At 74.3% G+C, this 15,620-nt stretch carries 15 protein-coding genes; 7 read left to right on the top strand and 8 right to left on the bottom strand.

Features of this window, described 5'->3' with window-relative positions; all coding sequences use genetic code 11:
- Positions 1 to 69 precede the first annotated feature (69 nt).
- From KPF22_RS27405 to KPF22_RS27395, 3 genes are all read right to left on the bottom strand, one after another.
- Positions 70 to 459: a VOC family protein gene (locus tag KPF22_RS27405; RefSeq protein WP_224403712.1), complete on the bottom strand. Its 390-nt coding sequence runs from the start codon at positions 457 to 459 to the stop codon at positions 70 to 72.
- Between the two features lie 36 nt (positions 460 to 495).
- Positions 496 to 4,908 (bottom strand): ATP-dependent RNA helicase HrpA, encoded by a 4,413-nt coding sequence (hrpA, locus tag KPF22_RS27400; protein ID WP_224403711.1) that lies wholly within the window; start codon positions 4,906 to 4,908, stop codon positions 496 to 498.
- Positions 4,909 to 5,187: 279 nt separating this feature from the next.
- Positions 5,188 to 5,643 carry a MarR family winged helix-turn-helix transcriptional regulator gene (locus tag KPF22_RS27395; protein ID WP_208824536.1) on the bottom strand — a complete coding sequence of 152 codons (456 nt, stop codon included), beginning with the start codon at positions 5,641 to 5,643 and terminating at the stop codon, positions 5,188 to 5,190.
- Between the two features lie 59 nt (positions 5,644 to 5,702).
- Here KPF22_RS27395 and KPF22_RS27390 point away from each other — a divergent pair, with 59 nt between their 5' ends.
- Genes KPF22_RS27390 through KPF22_RS27375 form a run of 4 tightly spaced genes read left to right on the top strand, consistent with a single transcriptional unit; the run spans position 5,703 to position 8,186 of the window.
- Complete coding sequence (locus tag KPF22_RS27390; protein WP_208824538.1) at positions 5,703 to 6,284, top strand: UbiX family flavin prenyltransferase; 582 nt, start codon at positions 5,703 to 5,705, stop codon at positions 6,282 to 6,284.
- Positions 6,284 to 7,717 (top strand): non-oxidative hydroxyarylic acid decarboxylases subunit C, encoded by a 1,434-nt coding sequence (locus tag KPF22_RS27385; protein WP_208824540.1) that lies wholly within the window; start codon positions 6,284 to 6,286, stop codon positions 7,715 to 7,717. The genes KPF22_RS27390 and KPF22_RS27385 overlap by 1 nt, the downstream gene beginning before the upstream one ends.
- On the top strand, positions 7,717 to 7,941 hold the full coding sequence (locus tag KPF22_RS27380; protein WP_224403710.1) for a non-oxidative hydroxyarylic acid decarboxylases subunit D: 225 nt from the start codon (positions 7,717 to 7,719) through the stop codon (positions 7,939 to 7,941). Before KPF22_RS27385 ends, KPF22_RS27380 begins: the two co-directional genes overlap by 1 nt.
- A complete protein-coding gene (locus KPF22_RS27375; protein WP_224403709.1) occupies positions 7,938 to 8,186 on the top strand; it encodes a hypothetical protein in 249 nt (82 codons plus the stop codon). The genes KPF22_RS27380 and KPF22_RS27375 overlap by 4 nt, the downstream gene beginning before the upstream one ends.
- A 7-nt stretch (positions 8,187 to 8,193) precedes the next feature.
- Here the strand turns inward: KPF22_RS27375 and KPF22_RS27370 are convergent, their stop codons facing one another.
- Positions 8,194 to 9,024 (bottom strand): serine hydrolase, encoded by an 831-nt coding sequence (locus KPF22_RS27370; RefSeq protein WP_224403708.1) that lies wholly within the window; start codon positions 9,022 to 9,024, stop codon positions 8,194 to 8,196.
- A 135-nt stretch (positions 9,025 to 9,159) separates the two neighbouring features.
- Between KPF22_RS27370 and KPF22_RS27365 the strand changes: the two genes are divergently transcribed.
- The 3 genes from KPF22_RS27365 (at position 9,160) to KPF22_RS33385 (ending at position 11,963) form a co-directional block, all read left to right on the top strand.
- Positions 9,160 to 9,921 carry an alpha/beta fold hydrolase gene (locus KPF22_RS27365; protein WP_224403707.1) on the top strand — a complete coding sequence of 254 codons (762 nt, stop codon included), beginning with the start codon at positions 9,160 to 9,162 and terminating at the stop codon, positions 9,919 to 9,921.
- Entirely contained in the window at positions 9,918 to 10,733 is an 816-nt protein-coding gene (locus KPF22_RS27360; RefSeq protein ID WP_224403706.1) for a DUF72 domain-containing protein, read from the top strand. The genes KPF22_RS27365 and KPF22_RS27360 overlap by 4 nt, the downstream gene beginning before the upstream one ends.
- Before the next feature lie 105 nt (positions 10,734 to 10,838).
- A complete protein-coding gene (locus tag KPF22_RS33385) occupies positions 10,839 to 11,963 on the top strand; it encodes a DUF4190 domain-containing protein (protein WP_224403705.1) in 1,125 nt (374 codons plus the stop codon).
- A gap of 134 nt (positions 11,964 to 12,097) precedes the next feature.
- On the opposite strand, the gene KPF22_RS27350 is transcribed toward KPF22_RS33385, so the two are convergent.
- From KPF22_RS27350 to KPF22_RS27335, 4 genes are all read right to left on the bottom strand, one after another.
- A complete protein-coding gene (locus KPF22_RS27350) occupies positions 12,098 to 12,484 on the bottom strand; it encodes a DUF1304 domain-containing protein (RefSeq protein WP_224403704.1) in 387 nt (128 codons plus the stop codon).
- Positions 12,485 to 12,551: 67 nt separating this feature from the next.
- Complete coding sequence (locus tag KPF22_RS27345) at positions 12,552 to 13,370, bottom strand: ABC transporter permease (protein WP_374107532.1); 819 nt, start codon at positions 13,368 to 13,370, stop codon at positions 12,552 to 12,554.
- The gene (locus KPF22_RS27340) at positions 13,367 to 14,338 is read right to left on the bottom strand and encodes an ATP-binding cassette domain-containing protein (protein ID WP_208824556.1); all 972 of its coding nucleotides are present in this window, start codon (positions 14,336 to 14,338) and stop codon (positions 13,367 to 13,369) included. Before KPF22_RS27340 ends, KPF22_RS27345 begins: the two co-directional genes overlap by 4 nt.
- 43 nt (positions 14,339 to 14,381) lie before the next feature.
- Positions 14,382 to 15,599, bottom strand: coding sequence for an MFS transporter (locus KPF22_RS27335; protein WP_224403703.1), 1,218 nt, complete (start codon positions 15,597 to 15,599; stop codon positions 14,382 to 14,384).
- Positions 15,600 to 15,620 lie beyond the last annotated feature (21 nt).

Raw genomic sequence — 15,620 nt, 5'->3', positions numbered from 1 at the left:
ATCGCGGGCCCCTCGCCGTCGACGGAGACCTGATCCTCACAGAATCACCGGGGTTCCGCCGGGCGGAACTCAGGCCCGCACCAGGCAGAACGGGTGCCCGATCGGGTCGAGGAAGACCCGGAAGCTCTCCGGTGCGGGCTGGACCTCGTGCCTGGTGGCCCCGAGCGCCAGCACCGCGGCCTCCCCGGCGTCGAGGTCGGGCACGTCGAAGTCGACGTGCCCGCGCTGCGGCCGCACCTGCCCCGGCCACTCCGGCGGGGTGAACTCCCCCTCGGAGATCTGCTGGAACGCCAGGGTGGCGCCCGCCCCGCCCGCGTCCAGCTCGACCCAGTCGGGGTCGCTGTCGGTGGGCCCCGTGACCGGCCAGCCGGTGATCGCGGAGTAGAACCGGGCGAGCTCCAGCGGGTCCGGGCAGTCGAGCGCGAACAGTGCGAACCTGGCAACGGGTGCATCGGTCATGGGGGCAGTGTGCCTGCGACCCCCGACAGTCACGCCTCAGAGCGCATCGATCGCCCGCTCGATCCGCTGCACCGACACCGGATGGCGGGTCTTCATCGGGTGCGCGTACAGCGAGATGCGCAGCTCCTCGACCATCCACCCGATCTCGCGCAGCGCGGCCGACGGCGGCGTGTGCTCGGGCAGGGCGGCCAGCAGCCCGCGGTACTCCGCCTCGACCGGTGCGATCTCGGCGGTCCACCGGGCGTCGCGGGCGGGGTCGGCGCGCAGCTTCTCCAGCCGCAGCTCGCAGCCCTGCAGGTAGCGCTTCACGTCGCCGAGCCGGGTCGCCCCGGCGGTGGTGACGAAGCCCGGCGCGGTCAGCCGGCCCACGACCGCCGTCACGTCGGCGACGCCGTCGCGGGTGGCGGGGCCGCGCAGGTCCGCCAGCGCCGCACCGACCCGGTGCCAGACCTCCAGCACGCCGCGTACGGCGTCGAGGACCTGCGACGTCGTCGACGGCAGCCGCATCCGCAGCAGCTCCGCGAGCCGGGCGTACTGCGCCTCGTCGAACGGGTCGCCGCCGCCCCGGGCCATCAGGTGGTCGGCCGCGGCGGTGGTGCAGTCGTCGAGCAGGGCGTCGAGCGAGCCGTGCGGGTTGCGCGACAGGGCCAGCCGCGCCCGGTTGTCCAGGCCGCGCTGCACCTGCCTACCCGGGTGGGTGGTGTTGAGGAGCAGGAGCCGCCGGGCGCCGCGGTGGTGGGCGGGGTCGCGCTCGGGCGCCGTCGCGTACACCCGGACGTCGGCGCTCGTGCCGCGGTCGCGCAGGCCCGGGTAGCCGGTGACCGTGTGCGCGCCACGCCGGATCGGCAGCTCACGGGGGAGGTCGCCGATCGTCCACGACGTCAGCCCGGTCGCCTCGACGTCGCTGCCCGCGGCGGCCAGCTCCTCGCGGACCTTCGGGGCGAGGGCGCGGCGCAGCCGGTCCAGGTCGGTGTCGCGGGCCAGCTCGGCGCCGGACTCGTCGAGCACCCGGAAGGTCACCGTCAGGTGCTCGGGCAGCCGCTCCAGCTCCCAGTCCTCACGCCGGATGTGCACCTCCCGCATCCGGCCGAGCTCGTCCTCGAGGACGTCCAGCAGCGGACGTCGGCCGGTCTCGCCGCGCAGCCGGGCCAGCACCGCCTTCGCGTGGTCCGGGGCGGGGGAGAAGTTGCGCCGCAGGTTCCGCGGCAGCGTCCGGATCAGCGCGGTGACGAGCTCCTCGCGCAGCCCGGGCACCTGCCAGGTGAACGGCGTCGGGTCGACCTGGTTCAGTGCCGCCACCGGCACGTCGACGGTCACGCCGTCCTCGTGATGGCCGGGCTCGAACGCGTAGGACAGCGGCAGGGTCAGCCCGCCCGCCTCGACGTGGTCGGGGTAGTGGGCGCGGTCGACCTGCTTCGCGGCCTCGGTCGCGAGCATCTCCTCGGTGTAGGTCAGCCGGTCCGGGGCCCGCCTCGACTCCTTCTTCCACCACCGGTCGAAGTGCGCACCGGAGACGACGTCGGCGGGGACCCGCTCGTCGTAGAAGGCGAACAGGGTGTCCTCGTCGACGACCAGATCGCGGCGCCGCGCCCGGTGCTCGAGTTCCTCGACGCTGTCGAGCAGCTCCCGGTTGGCGTGGAAGAACGGGTGCCGGGTCTCCCAGTCGCCCTCGACCAGGGCGTGCCGCAGGAACAGGTCGCGGCTCACCTCGGCGTCGATCCGGCCGTAGGCGACGCTGCGGTCGGCCACCAGCGGCAGCCCGTGCAGGGTGACCCGTTCGGTCGCGACGGCGGACGCGCGCGTGCGTGACCAGCGCGGTTCCGAATACGTCTTCTTGACGAGATGTCCGGCGAGGGGCTCGATCCACTCCGGCTGGACCGGTGCGACGGTCCGCGCCCACAATCTCGTCGTCTCGACGAGTTCGGCGGCCATCACCCAGCGCGGGGGCTTGCGCGCCAGTCCCGAGCCGGGCCAGATCGCGAACTTCGCGCCGCGGGCGCCGAGGTAGTCCTTCGGGCCCTTCCTCTCCTTCTTCCCGTCTCCACCGTCCCCCCTGCGCTTCCCTGCGGCCTTCTCGGAGAGGGGGTCCTGCATACCGACCTGCGACAGCAGCCCGGCCAGGACGGACTGGTGGATCCGGTCGGCGTGCCGCGGCCACTCGGGGTCGTGGTCGTTCAGATCCAGGCCGGAGCTGCGGGCGGCCTGGCGGAGCTGGCCGTGCAGATCCCACCACTCGCGCACCCGCAGGTAGTGCAGGAAGTCCTCACGCAGCTCGCGGCGGAACCGGCTGCCCGACAGCTCGTCGCGGCGGGCGTTCAGGTGGTCCCACAGCCGCAGGTAGGCCAGGAAGTCCGAGCCGTCCTCACCGAAGCGGCGGTGTCTGTCGTCGGCGGCCTGGCGCTGCTCGGTGGGCCGCTCGCGCGGGTCCTGCACGCTCAGCGCGGCGGCGATGACCAGCACCTCGCGCAGACAGCCGTTGCGGTGCGCCTCCACGAGCATCCGGCCCAGCCGCGGGTCCACCGGCAGCCGCGCCAGCGACTGTCCGACCGCGGTCAGCGAGCGCCGGTCCGGGCGCAGCGCGCCGAGCTCGTGCAGCAGGTCCAGACCGTCGGCGACGGCGCGCCGGTCCGGCGGCTCGACGAACGGGAACTCCGAGATCTCGCCCAGATCCAGCGCGATCATCTGCAGCACGACCGACGCCAGGTTGGTCCGCAGGATCTCCGGGTCGGTGAACTCGGGGCGGGCGTCGAAGTCGTCCTCGGCGTACAGCCGGATCGCGATGCCGTCGGAGGTGCGGCCGCAGCGCCCGGACCGCTGGTTCGCCGAGGCCTGGGAGATCTTCTCGATCGGCAGCCGCTGCACCTTGAGCCGGCGCGAGTAGCGCGAGATGCGCGCGGTGCCGGTGTCGACGACGTAGCGGACGCCGGGCACGGTCAGCGAGGTCTCGGCGACGTTGGTGGCGAGCACCACCCGGTTGCCCGCGTGCGGCGCCCAGACACGCTGCTGCTCGGCCGTCGACAGCCGGGCGTAGAGCGGCAGGATCTCGGTGTTCCGCAGGTTGCGCCGCTCCAGGGCCTCGGTGGCCTCGCGGATCTCGCGCTCGCCGGGCAGGAACACCAGCACGTCGCCCGGGCCCTCGCGCTGGAGTTCGACGACGGCGTCGCCGATCGCGTCGTCCAGCTGCCGGTCGGGATCGGCGTCGGGGTCGTCGGGGTCGACGACGGGGCGGTAGCGCACCTCGACCGGGAACGTGCGCCCCGAGACCTCGACGATCGGGGCCGGGGTCGGGTCACCGCCGTCGGTGGCCGCGCCGAAGTGCCGGGCGAAGCGCTCCGGGTCGATCGTCGCCGAGGTGATGACGACCTTGAGGTCCGGACGGCGGGGGAGCAGCCGGGTCAGGTACCCGAGGATGAAGTCGATGTTGAGGCTGCGCTCGTGCGCCTCGTCGATGATCAGCGTGTCGTAGGCCAGCAGGTCCTTGTCGCCGGCCAGCTCGGCCAGCAGGATGCCGTCGGTCATCAGCTTGACCATGGTCGAGTCGCCGACGGCGTCGGTGAACCGGACCTTCCAGCCGACCGCCCCGCCGAGCTCGACGCCCAGTTCCTCGGCGATCCGGGTGGCGACGGTGCGCGCGGCGAGCCGCCGCGGCTGGGTGTGCCCGATCATCCCGTGCACACCGCGGCCCAGTTCGAGGCAGATCTTCGGCAGCTGCGTCGTCTTCCCGGATCCGGTCTCCCCGGCGACGATCACGACCTGGTTGTCGCGGATCGCGTCGGCGATCTCCTCGCGGCGTGCGGAGACCGGCAGCGTCGCGGGGTAGGAGATCCGCGGCAGCGCGGCGCGGCGCCGTTCCACGCGGTGCTCGGCCTTCGCGACGGCGTCGGCGACCCGCTGCTGAGCACGCCCGTCGCGGGCCCGGTCCAGCCGGCCGCGCAGGCGCTCGGCCTCGGCCGGTCCGAGCGCGTCGAGTCGCTCGCGCAGGGCGGTGAGCTCGGCGTCGTCGAGCGGGGGGACCGGCTCGGCGGAGTCGCGGCCGTCGCCGGTGGCGCGACGACGCGGGCGGCCGGCCCCGGTCTCCCCGTCCGGGGCGGGGCCCGCCTGGTCCGGGCCGTCGCGGTCGGGGCCGCGACGGCCGGGCTGGTCGGGGCCGGGCGCCGTGACGGCAGCGCGCCGACCCCGAGGCCCGCGGCGGCGCTGCGTCGATGCACGGCGGCGCTGCTGATCGCGGGCCGGGACGCCGCGCGCGGCGCCCTCCGTCCCGGGGGCGGCCTGCGCTGCGGCGAGGTCCGATGAGGTGGTCTCGTGTGGAGGTGTGTCCTGCGGGGTGCCGGAGCTCCCGCCGCGCGGCTGGTGGTCGCCCCGGGCGCCGGGACGGCGACGGGGTCGGCGCGGACGGTCGTGCGACGACGGCTGTGCGGAAGTCGGGGACGGGACGGGTTCGCTGGACATCGTTCGTTCAGTCTGCCTGCTCGCCCGGGACCGGGCGTGTGCCGACCATGGTGACCGGCCTCGCAGGCGTCGTCGAATGGGTTTCGGGAATCGGCGGTATGGGGTCCGAACCGGACGCCGGTCGCCTCGCGGCGAGTGGCGCACCGCAGCTCCAGCCGAACGGAACTCCACGGCGGCGGTTGTCTTTTGCGGCCCGGGGACTCGGTTCGCCCGGCTCGGACAGTCGTTCCAACGGGCGGGGGTCCCGGATCATTCCCGCCCCGCGCGACGGTGTCCGGCTCAGCTCCCGTCCCCCTCGGGAACGGCGTCGGACCCCGTCTCGGCGAGCCGGGCCAGCAGGTCGCGCAACCGGGCCCGCTCGGCGTCGTCGAGCGGGGCGAGGAACTCGGCGGCCAGCGCACGGGCCTCGGTCGCGGCCCCGGTGGCCAGGCGTTCGCCCTCGTCGGTGAGGTGGACCAGCCGTCGTCGCTGGTCGGTCTCGGAGCGCGAGCGGGTCAGCCAGCCGTGGCGTTCCATCCGGCGCAGCAGTTCGGTGGTGGTGCCCTTGTCGGTCGCGGCGAGCGATCCGAGCGTGACCTGGTCGATCCCGGGGCGCCGGCGCAGCGCGTCGAGCATCGCGTACTGCGGCTTGGTCAGCTGCGGGACGCGCTGCTGCCAGGCCGCGGTGTGGGACTGCAGGACCCGGCGGAGCAGGTGGACGACCGCCTCGTCGGCACCCGGGTTGCGATCGGTCATGCCGCGAGTATAGTGCGTATGCAAACAGTTAGTATACGAACTAGTTGGGAGGTGGTCCGGTGCGACTCGTCGTGGGAATCACCGGCGCGACCGGCGCGATCCTCGGGATCCGCCTGCTGGAGGCGCTGCGCGACGCCGAGGTCGACACGCACCTCGTGCTCTCGAAGTGGGCGCGGGCGACGATCGTCGAGGAGACCGGCTGGACGGTGCCCGAGGTCGAGGCGCTGGCCGGGACCGCGCACCCGTTCGGGGACCAGGCGGCCTCGATCTCGTCCGGCTCGTTCCGCACGGACGGGATGGTCGTCGTCCCCTGCTCGATGAAGACCCTCGCGCAGATCCGGCACGGCATCGCCGACGGGCTCGTGGCCCGCGCCGCGGACGTCACGATCAAGGAGGACCGGAAGCTGGTCCTCGTGCCGCGGGAGACCCCGCTGTCGGAGATCCACCTGGAGAACATGCTGGCCCTGCGCCGCACCGGGGTGCGGATCGTCCCGCCGATGCCCGCCTTCTACAACCACCCGGCCGCGGTGGACGACGTCGTGGACCACGTCGTCGCCCGCATCTGCGACCAGTTCGACCTGCCCGCCCCGCGGGCCCGCCGCTGGACCGGCGGGTCCGCCCGACAGAGGAGGAGCGCCTGATGGACACCTTCCGCGACTACCTGGCCGAGCTCGAGCGGCACGGCCAGCTCCTGCGCATCGACGACGAGGTGAAGGCCGAGCCCGACCTCGGCGCCGCCGGTGCCGCCGCGCCGAAGCTCGGCGACCGCGCCCCCGCGCTGCTGTTCACCGACGTCGCCGGGTTCCGCGACCCGAACATCGTGCTCAACGCGCACGGCTCCTGGGCCAACCACGCCGTCGCGCTCGGGCTGCCGCCGGAGACCCCGGTACGCGAGCAGGTCGAGGAGTTCGGCCGTCGCTGGGACGCCTTCCCGGTCCCGGTCGAGCGGCGCGCCGACCCGCCGTTCGCGGAGAACACCGTCGCCGGCGAGGCGGTCGACCTGTTCTCGCTGCTGCCGCTGTTCCGCATCAACGCCGGCGACGGCGGCTTCTACATCGACAAGGCCGCCGTCGTCAGCCGCGACCCCGACGACCCGGAGTCCTTCGGCAAGCAGAACCTGGGCATCTACCGGATGGAGGTCCAGGGGCCGCGCACGCTCGGTCTGCAGCCCGTCCCGCAGCACGACATCGCGCTGCAGCTGCGCCGCGCCGAGGAGCGCGGCGAGGACCTGCCGGTCGCGATCGCGCTCGGCAACGAGCCGACGATCCCGCTGGTCGCGGGCATGCCGATCGCCTACGCCGACAGCGAGTACGAGATGGCGGGCGCCCTGCGCGGCTCGCCCTGCCCGATCGCCACCGGTCCGGAGACCGGGCTCGACGTCCCGTGGGGCTGCGAGATCCTGCTGGAAGGCGTCGTCCTGGGCCGCGAGCGGCACTTCGAGGGCCCGTTCGGCGAGTTCACCGGCCACTACTCCGGCGGCCGCCGGATGCCGCAGATCCGCATCGACCGGGTGTCCTACCGGACCACGCCCTACTTCGAGCACCTCTACATCGGCATGCCGTGGACCGAGTGCGACTACCTCATCGGGCCGAACACCTGCGTCCCGCTGCTCAAGCAGCTGCAGGCCGAGTTCCCCGAGGTGCGCGCGGTCAACGCCATGTACACCCACGGCCTGCTCGCGATCGTCTCGGTCCGGAACCGCTACGGGGGCTTCGCCAAGGCCGTCGGGATGCGGACCATGACCACCCCGCACGGCCTCGGCTACTGCAAGGTCGTGATCTGCGTCGACGACACCGTGGACCCCTTCGACCTGCCCCAGGTCATGTGGGCGCTGTCGACCAAGATGCACCCCGCGCACGACCTGGTGACCCTGCCCGACATGCCGGTGCTGCCGCTGGACCCCGGGTCCGACCCGGTCGGCATCACCCACAAGCTGATCATCGACGCCACCACCCCGACCGCCCCGGACGACCGCGGGCACTACTCCCAGGGCGTCGTGCCGCCCGACGACACCGCGGCCTGGGTCGAGCGCCTCGGCCGCCTCGTCGCCGGCGACCGGAAGGAGAACCTGTGATGACCTGTCCCCGCTGCTCCACCGACGGCGCCGCCGTGCTCGCGACCTCCCCGGTCCCCGGGGTGTGGACCGTGCACCGCTGCAGCATGTGCGGTTTCGTCTGGCGCGACACCGAGCCGCCCGCCGTCCGCGACGCCGCGCACTATCCGGCCCGGTTCCGGGTCACCGCGCAGGACGTGGCCGCCGCGGTCGACGTGCCGACCGTCCCGGAGCGCCGGGCGTGACCCCGACGTTGATGTGGGAGGCCCGCGCCGCCGACGGCCGGCGCGACGAGCTCCTCGCCCACGTGCGCGAGCGGGTCGCCGTCGCGCTGGCCGGCGCCGAGCGCCACGAGCTGTTCGTCGCCGACGGCGGGCGGGTCGTCGTCATCGCGGTCGGGGTGCCGGCCGGGACGACGCTGCCCGAGCCGCCCGGCGAGCTGCTGGCCCGGCCGCCGCACTCCTGGGGCTTCGACCGGGTCGGCCCCTGACCCGTCCTCAGCCGGCCCCGAGCGCCGCGAGCACCCCGTCGGTCCACGGTGTCCACGCCTGGACCGCCCACGGCCCGAAGTCGCGGTCGGTCAGCACGACGGCGGCGGCCCGCACGTCCGGGTCGACCCACAGGAACGTGCCGGACTGGCCGAAGTGGCCGAAGGTCCGCGGTGACGAGTGCTCCCCGGTCCAGTGCGGGGACTTGCCGTCGCGGATCTCGAAGCCCAGGCCCCAGTCGTTCGGCCGCTGCCGCCCGTACCCGGGGAGCAGGCCGTCGAGCCCGGGGTGGGCGACGGTCGTCGCCTCGGCGACGGTGCGCGGGTCGAGCAGCTGCGGGGCCTGCAGCTCGGCGGCGAAGCGGGCCAGGTCGTCCACGGTGGACACCGCGCCCGCGCCCGCCGAGCCCTCCAGCCGGGTGTGCGTCATCCCGAGCGGGGTGCAGACGGCCTCGTGCAGGTACTCGGCGAACCCGATGCCGGTCGCCTCCGCGATGGCGCCGGCGAGCACGGCGAACCCGGTGTTGGAGTAGATCCGCTGCTCACCGGGGGCGGCGCGGACGTCGTCGGTGTCGAACGCCAGGCCCGAGGTGTGCGCGATCAGGTGGCGCACGGTCGCGCCCTCCGGGCCGGCCGCGTCGTCCCAGTCGACGGCGCCCTCCTCCACGGCGACCAGCGCGGCGTAGGCCGAGAGCAGCTTGGTCACCGAGGCCAGACCGAACTCGCGGTCGGTGTCGCCCGCGGTGGCGAGCACGGTGCCGTCGGCGGCGACGACGGCTGCGCCCACATGGTCGACCGGCCAGTCCAGGACCCGGCGCACCGCCGGGGCGAGCTCGGTCACGACGGGAGGTGCGGTCGGGTGCGCATGCCGTCCATCCTGGCAAACGGGCGGGACCGCGGCCGCCCGGGCGATGATCGGGCCAGTACCGCGTCCGCCGGGTCCCGCACCCGGCCGCGCACCGCGAGGGAGGGCACCGTGCCGCTGCACCACGAGACCACCGGGTCGGGGCCGCCGCTGCTGCTGGTCCAGGGCGGAGCGGCCGAGGCCGGTGCGGCCCGGATGCTCGTCGGCGAGCTCGCCGTCACCCACCGGGTCCTCACCTACGACCGGCGCGGCGTCGGCCGCAGCCCGGCCGGGCCGGACCCGGTCGAGCCGGCCGCGCACGCCGACGACGCCGCCGCGCTGCTGGCCGGCACCGGGCCGTCCGCCGTCGTGGGTGTGGGCGTCGGCGCGGTGATCGGCCTGCTGCTCGCCGTCCGCCACCCGGACCTGGTCACGACGCTGGTGGCGCACGAGCCACCGCTGCCCGGCCTCGTCCGCGACCCGGACCACGAGGCGGGCCTGGACCGGGTCGAGGAGCTCGCGGCCCGCGACGACCTGGGCGGGGCGCTCCGGCTACTGACCGCGCTGACCTCGGGCGAGGACCCCGTCGAGCCCGGCTACCGGCCGGAGCCGCCGTCCGGGGACCCGGAGCCCGCGCTGCGCCGGTTCCTGCTCCACGACGTCCCCGCGGTGCGGGCCGTCCGCATCGACCCCGACGAGGTCACCGCGAGCGGGGTCCGGGTCGTCCCCACCGGTGGGGTCGAGTCGCGCGGGCGCTGGGAGCACCGCTGCGCCGAGGTGCTCGCGTCCCGGCTCGGGCGTGGGCTCGTCGAGCTGCCCGGCGGCCACGACGGGCCCGTGACGCACCCGGTCGCCGGCGCGGCCGCGCTGCGCGGGCTGGTCGGCGGCACGTGAGCGGAACCGTGCTCGTCGGCACCTCGGGGTGGCGCTACCCACCGTGGCGCGGCACGTTCTACCCGCCCGGGCTGGTCCAGCGCCGCGAGCTGGAGTACCTGTCCCGGCAGGTCACCTCGATCGAGATCAACGGCTCGTTCTACTCCCTGCAGCGCCCGGAGAGCTACCGCGCCTGGGCTGCGCAGGTCCCCGCCGGTTTCGTGTTCGCGGTGAAGGGCCCGCGGTTCGTGACGCACCTCAAGCAGCTGCGCGACGTCGCGGTGCCGGTCGCGAACTTCCTCGCCTCCGGGGTGCTCGGCCTCGGCCCGGCGCTCGGGCCGGTGCTGTGGCAGCTCCCGCCCCGGATGCGGTTCGACGCCGACCGGGTCGCGGAGTTCCTGTCCCTGCTCCCCGCGACGACCACGGCCGCCGCCCGCGCCGCCACCGGTCACGACGAGCGCCTCGACGGCCGGGCACTCGTCGAGACCGACGCCGACCGCCCGCTGCGGCACGCGGTCGAGCCGCGGCACGAGTCGTTCCGCGACCCCGCGTTCACCGCGCTGCTGCGCGAGCACCGCGTCGCCCTGGTGCTGTCGGACTCCGCGGGCACCTGGCCGGTGTTCGACGAGGTCACCGCCGACCTCGTCTACCTGCGCCTGCACGGCCAGGGGGAGCTCTACACCGGTGGCTACACCGCCGAGGCCCTCGACGGCTGGGCGGAGCGCATCCGCGGCTGGCGCGACGCCGGGCACGACGTCGTCTGCTACTTCGACAACGACGCGAAGGTCCACGCACCGACCGACGCGCTGGCCCTGATCGACCGCCTCGGATGACCTGTTCGGCCTACTGTCGGCACGGCTGAACGGACCTGTCCTCACATTTGTTGATAAGGGCGGGCCGGCTGATACGCGGGCCGCCGTCGCCGCGACAGCCGTGACGTGACCACTCCGCAGAACCGCCACGGCGCCCCGGACCTCTCCGGCCCGCCGCAGCAGCAGTCCGGCCCGCACCGTGTCCCGCAGCAGTACCCGGGCCCCCATGGCCCCGGCCGCCACCAGCAGCAGTACGCGCAGGACCCGCGCGGTGCCGCGCCGCAGGGCTGGGCACCGCACCACCAGCCCCGGCCGCAGCACTCCGGCGGGAACCCGAACCCCTACTACGACGGCCACCCCGAGGTCCCCTTCGGCGGGCCGCCCTTCGGCCGCACCAACCCGGGCGGGGTCCCGCAGCAGGCCCGCGGCCCGCAGCAGCAGGCCCCGGCCGCCACCGGCGCCCAGCCCTGGCCGAGTGCGGCCCGGCGCGGCGGTGTCCCGCAGCAGCGCACCGCGGCCCCGGCCGTCCACGCTGTCGCCCCGCGCAACGGGTTCGGCGTCACCGCGCTGGTGCTCGGGATCCTGGGCCTGCTGTTCTCCTTCATCCCGATCATCGGGATGATCGCCTGGCCGCTGGTGCTGCTGGGCCTGCTGTTCGGTGTGCTCGGTGTCGTCCGGGCGAGCAGGGGCCGGGCGGACAACCGCGGCGTCGCGATCGCGGGCACCGTGCTCTCGGCGATCGGGCTCGTGGTCTGCGTCCTCTACGTGTCGGTGTTCGCCGCCGCGGTGTCGGATCTGCCGACGACCTCCTCGACGGCGACTCCGGCCGTGGCCGGGTCGGGAGCCTCCGGCGCCTTCCCGGGTGCGACCGCCGACGACGTGGTCGCCGATGCAGGTGAGACGCTGACCGTCGGGAACCTGCAGATCGCGGCCACCCCGCTGCAGCCGGGCGACTCGACCATCGGGCAGACCCTGTGCTCGGACGTCACCTACACCAACACCGGATCCGGTACGGAGTCCTTCAACGGGGGCTTCGACTGGAAGCTCCAGGACCCGAACGGCGCGGCGCTGATGACCACGCTGCTCGGTTCCGACTCGCTGCTCTCCGCCGGCCAGCTGGCGCCCGGCGGCACCACGACCGGCACCGTCTGCTTCGACCGGCCGAGCGGCGCGACCGGGCAGTACGTCCTGCTCTACGACGCGACGGACTTCTCCAACAGCCGCGGAGCCTGGCTCAACCAGGTCGGCTGACCCCAGACGGACGCCGGGACGCTCGGCAGCGACGCGCCCGCGCAGTCGCTGGAGTGGTCACGCACGACGAGCGTCCCGACGGACGACGAGGCCCTCCCCGGGGACGCCCGGGGAGGGCCTTCCCACGTCCGGGGTCAGGCCGCCAGCCCCACCGCGAGGGCCAGCACGCCCAGCAGCGGCGGCCCCAGCTGGATCGACGCCGGCCGCCGCTTCGACGGGTCCGACAGCAGCAGCACCAGCCCGGCGGCGACCATCGAGCCCGCCCCGGTGAACACCAGCGTCGCGCCGACGCTGCGGGCGCCCGTCGCGAACACCACGGCCCCGAGCAGCACGGTGACGGCGAGGAACAGGTTGTAGAAGCCCTGGTTGAACGCCAGCGCCCGGGTCTGCTCCGCCTCCGCGCGGTCCGTACCGATGGTCGCCCGGGCCCGGTCGGTGGTCCAGAGCAGCGACTCCAGCACGAAGATGTAGACGTGGATCAGCGCCCCGATCCCGGTCAGCACCAGCCCGGCGACGATCACGACGGCCCCCTCCGCGGCGGAACCGTTCCGCCGCAGGGGGACCGTAGTGGGACCGGCGGCAGCGGGGTCAGCGGCTCGCTGCCCGCCGGTACTGCCGGCTCGCCAGCGGCGCGAACACCGCGACGATCACGACCGACCAGATCAGCACGTAGAGCACCGGGTGCTGCAGCGGCCAGGCGTCCGAGGCGGACGCCGACGCGGGGATCGCGCCGTCGTTGCCGAACAGGGTCCGTGCGGCCGCGGTGACCGCCGAGACCGGGTTCCACTCGGCGAACAGCCGCAGTGGGCCGGGCAGCGAGTTCAGCGGCACGAAGGTGTTCGCCAGGAACGTCACCGGGAAGATCACGATGAACGACGCGTTGTTCACGACCTCCGGGCTCGGCACCAGCAGCCCGACGAACGCCATCACCCACGAGAACGCGTAGGCGAACACGATCAGCACCGCGAACCCGGCGAGCGCCTCGCCGACCGAGGTGTGGATGCGCCAGCCGACCAGCAGCCCGGTCAGCGACATCACGACCAGCACGATCAGGTTGTTCACCACGTCGGACAGGGTCCGGCCGGTCAGCACCGCCGACGACGACATCGGCAGCGAGCGGAACCGCTCGATGATGCCCTTCTTGACGTCCTCGGCGAGCCCGGCGCCGGTGTTCGTGGCCCCGAAGATGACGGTCTGGGCGAAGATCCCGGCCATCAGGAACTCGCGGTACCCGGCCCCGCCGCCGGCCGGGTCGATCGCGCCGCCGAAGACGTAGGCGAACAGCAGCACGAACATGATCGGGGACAGGGTGGTGAAGACCAGCAGGTCCGGGACCCGCTTGATCTTGATCAGGTTGCGCTTCGCGACGACGGAGGCGTCGGCGAGCATGGTGGCGGCGGCGTTCACGGGGTCGGCTCCTCGGCCTGGTCCGCCTCGTCGGCGGGGCGCCCGGTCAGGGTGAGGAAGACGTCGTCGAGCGTCGGGCGGCGCAGCCCCGCGTCGTCGACCTTGGTGCCGGCCTCGGCGAGCCGGTCCAGCGCGGCGCGCAGCACCTCGACCCCGCCGCTGACCGGCATCGTCAGGGAGCGGCGGTGCCGGTCCAGCACGGCCTCACCCACGCCGAGCGAGGCGAGCAGTGCGGCGGTGGGCTCCAGGTCGTCGGCCAGGCTGGTCGTGACCTCCAGGCGCTCCCCGCCGACCTGCGACTTGAGCTCGTCCGCGGTGCCGCGCGCGATGACCCGGCCGTGGTCGATGACCACGATCTCGTCGGCCAGAGCGTCGGCCTCCTCCAGGTACTGGGTGGTGAGCAGCAGCGTCGTCCCGCGCGCGACGAGCCCGCGGATCACGTCCCACAGGTCGTTGCGGCTGCGCGGGTCCAGCCCGGTGGTCGGCTCGTCGAGCAGCAGCACCGGCGGGTCGGCGACGAGCGCCCCGGCCAGGTCGAGCCGGCGGCGCATCCCGCCGGAGTAGGTCCGGGCCGGACGGTCCGCGGCGTCGGTCAGGCCGAAGTCGGCCAGCAGCTCACGGGCCCGGTCCCGGGCCCGGCGGCGCCCCAGGTGGTAGAGCCGCCCGACCATCTCCAGGTTCTCGAAACCGGTCAGGTACTCGTCGACCGCGGCGTACTGCCCGGACAGACCGATCCGGCGGCGGACGCCTGCCGGGTCGGCCAGCACGTCGACGCCGGCGACGGTGGCCTCGCCCGCGTCCGGTGTCAGCAGTGTGGTCAGCACCCGGACGACCGTGGTCTTCCCGGCGCCGTTCGGGCCCAGCAGGCCGAGCACCGTCCCCTCCGGCACCGACAGGTCGACCCCGTCGAGCGCGCGGAGCGAACCGTAGGTCTTGACCAGTCCCGTGGCGCGGATCGCGTCCGGCATCGTGTTGTCCCCCTCGGAAGGTGCGAGCGGGGGCCACTGTGCCCTACGACCCTGACAGCCTGCGTCCTGATTCGGCCCGGCGGCGCGTATGGGCGAGCAGCATCCGGCGCCCGACCAGCATCAACGCCGCCGACACCAGCATCACGACGGCGTTGACCGTCCACGCGGTCGGGAAACCCGCGTGGGTGGCGAGCGAGCCGAAGACGATCGGTCCGGCGAAACCGCCGGCGTAGACACCGACCTGCACGATCGACGTCGCCGCGGCCGGGGCGGACGGGTTGAGCCGCACCACGGCGAACTGCAGCAGACCCGGCCACGCCCAGCCCAGCCCGAACGCCAGCACCACCCCGACGACCAGCGCGGGCGTCCCGGGCACGGCGAGCAGCCCGAACCCGCCGGCGCCCGCGGCGAGACTCGCCGCGACGACGGCGACGTGGCCGCCCGAGCGCATGTCGGCCAGCCACCCGTGCAGCATCCGCACCGACAGCCCCACCACGCTGCCGAGGGTCAGCATCAGCCCGGCCAGACCGGGGTCGATCCCGCGGTCCACCGCCGAGGCGACCAGGAAGATGCCGAGCGCGGTCGCGGTCCCGGCCGCGAGCCCGGAGGCGGCGCCGATCACCGCGAGCGCGGCCGTCGCCCGGTCGCCGGACCCCGTGCGGGCCGCCGGGCGGGCGTCGGTGCGCGGGCACGCGAACAGTGCCGCCAGCGCCAGCAGCGCGCCGATCCCGTACGCCCAGCGCCAGCCCACGGTCAGCGCCACCGCAGGGACGGCCAGCCCGGCCAGCAGCGTCGCCGCCGGGATCGCGGCCTGCTTCACCCCGAACGACAGCCCCATCCGGTGTGCGGGCACCGAGCGCGCGAGCGTCAGGTTCGACGACAGCTGGCCCATCACGTTGCACCAGGCGCCGCAGAGCAGCAGGACGACGAGCGCGACGTAGGACCGCGCGCCCAGCGCCAGGGCCGCCATCAGCACCGCCGCCCCGACGACGGCGATCCGGCTGGTCACCCGTGATCCCACCCGCTCGACGACCATGCCGACCGGCAGCGAGCACAGCGCGCTGACCCCGAAGTACAGCGCGACGACCAGCCCCAGCCCGGACGGGTCGAAGGCCAGGTCGCGCGAGAGCTGCACCGACAGGGCACCGGTGAGGAACACCGGGAGCACCGACGCCGTCGTCACGACCACCGCGCCGGTCGCGACGCGGAAGGCGGAGGGCGACGTGGTGTCCGTCGTGCCCGGTTCGGTTGCGATGCTCACGTTCAGCAACGCTAACCGATA

The organism is Pseudonocardia sp. ICBG1034 (assembly GCF_020131375.1).
GTDB lineage: Bacteria > Actinomycetota > Actinomycetes > Mycobacteriales > Pseudonocardiaceae > Pseudonocardia > Pseudonocardia alni.
Note: the sequence above shows the minus strand (reverse complement) of the source record. Positions and strands in the feature narration are given on the sequence as shown.